General features: G+C 67.2%; 2 protein-coding genes and 1 pseudogene. 2 read left to right on the top strand and 1 reads right to left on the bottom strand.

From position 1 onward, the window contains the following. Together EOA29_RS35860 and EOA29_RS35855 are read left to right on the top strand one after the other, a co-directional pair. Positions 1-484, top strand: a 484-nt coding sequence (locus EOA29_RS35860; RefSeq protein WP_127222355.1) for a TOBE domain-containing protein, incomplete at its 5' end; no start/stop codon positions are given. Between the two features lie 22 nt (positions 485-506). Continuing rightward, positions 507-1304 carry a phosphodiesterase gene (locus EOA29_RS35855; protein WP_126091715.1) on the top strand — a complete coding sequence of 266 codons (798 nt, stop codon included), beginning with the start codon at positions 507-509 and terminating at the stop codon, positions 1302-1304. A gap of 23 nt (positions 1305-1327) precedes the next feature. Here the strand turns inward: EOA29_RS35855 and EOA29_RS35850 are convergent. Then, positions 1328-1602: pseudogene (locus tag EOA29_RS35850) on the bottom strand (ABC transporter ATP-binding protein); the annotation flags it as partial.

The following is a 1602-nucleotide window of genomic DNA, read 5'->3' as shown; positions in this document are numbered from 1 at the left end:
GATGAATGGCGGCCGCGTCGAGCAGGTCGGCACGCCGGCGCAAGTCTACAGCCGGCCGGCGAGCCGCTTCGTGGCGACCTTCGTCGGCGCGCCGGCCATGAACATGCTCGAAGGGACGGTCACGCTCGACGGGCTGTCGCTGCTTGGCGGCAGCCGCAAGCTAAACGTTTCCCGCGCCGGCCTTCCCGTCGGCTCGAAGATCGCGGTCGGCATCCGGCCCGAGGCCGTGCGCATGGTGGCGCCTGGAACGCCGAGCGCGCTCGGCGCAACGGTCGACCTCGTCGAGGAACTGGGTGCCGGCCGGGTCGTCTATGTCGATCTCGACGGCGCGCCATTCTCCGTGGTGACCTCCGAGACCGTCCATCCCGAGCCGGGCAGCGCGATCGGCCTCCAGTTCGCGGAGAGCGACCTGCACTTCTTCTCGTCGGAGAACGGTGGCAGGCTCGACGTCTTCAAGGCTTCGGTGCCGGAGCCTGCGCTGTAAGGGTCGATAGAGGGTTCACGGAATGAAGATCATCCAGATCACCGACGTCCATCTCGGCCGTCGGGGCGAGGTCCGCTTTGGTGCGGACCTGCATGAGCGGCTCGACCGCTGCATCGATCATATCAATGCACGCAACGGCGATGCAGCGCTTTGCGTGTTCACCGGCGACCTGACCGAGTCGGGCGAGGCCGGGAGCTATGCCGATCTGAAATCGGCGCTCGGCCGGCTCTCCGTGCCCTACCGGCTGCTGCCGGGGAACCACGACCGGCGGGCGAACCTCATCGCCGCCTTTCCGGAAAGTCCGGTCGACGACAACGGCTTCGTGCAATCGGTCTTCGATACGCCGGAGGGGCGGCTGGTCTTCCTCGACAGCCTGGCCGAAGGCCGCGTCACCGGAGAACTGTGCGACAACCGCCTGGGTTGGCTCGACGCACGGCTTGCCGAGGCAGCAGGCAAGCCGGCCTATCTCTTCCTGCACCATCCGCCAGTGGAACTTGGCCTGACAATCCTCGACCCGCTCGGCCTCGAACAGCCGCAGCGCCTGCTCGATGTGCTCACGCGCCACGGCAATGTCCGCTACATCTTCTTCGGCCACGTCCATCGCGACATCGCCGGCACTGTCGCCGGCATTCCGTTCTCGGCGCAGCGCGGCCTGAATGCCCGCTTCATGCTCGATCTTGTCGGCGACGAGGTGGTCGAGCAGGCGCCGCCCGCCTATTCGATCATCCTGATCGATGGGCAGCGCGTCGTCGTGCACAGCCATGATTTCCTGGAGAGCTGGCCCCTCTGGTCGCCGCAGACAGGCGAACAGGTGCGGTAGAGCAACCGCGACCAGCCTGCGATTCAGGCGAACACGTGCGCCTTGCCGGTGACGGTGAGGCGCACGATCTCGCCGACCGTCGGCGCGTCCATGCCGGTCTTGCGCAGGATGAGCGGCGTGTTGCCGATCGCGGCCGCATCGGGCGGGTCGGGGCTGTTGAGCAGCCGCACCGCGATGGTGCAGACCGAGCCGGCGAATTCGGAGTCCGTCACTTCGCCGAACAGCATGTCCGGCGTCCCCGACATGCCCTCGCGCGTGGTTCGCTTGAGCAGCACCTGCTCGGGCCTGAGCATGATGC

Source organism: Mesorhizobium sp. M1E.F.Ca.ET.063.01.1.1 (genome assembly GCF_003998155.1).
Lineage (GTDB): Bacteria > Pseudomonadota > Alphaproteobacteria > Rhizobiales > Rhizobiaceae > Mesorhizobium.
This window is presented reverse-complemented; position numbering and strand designations above follow the sequence as displayed.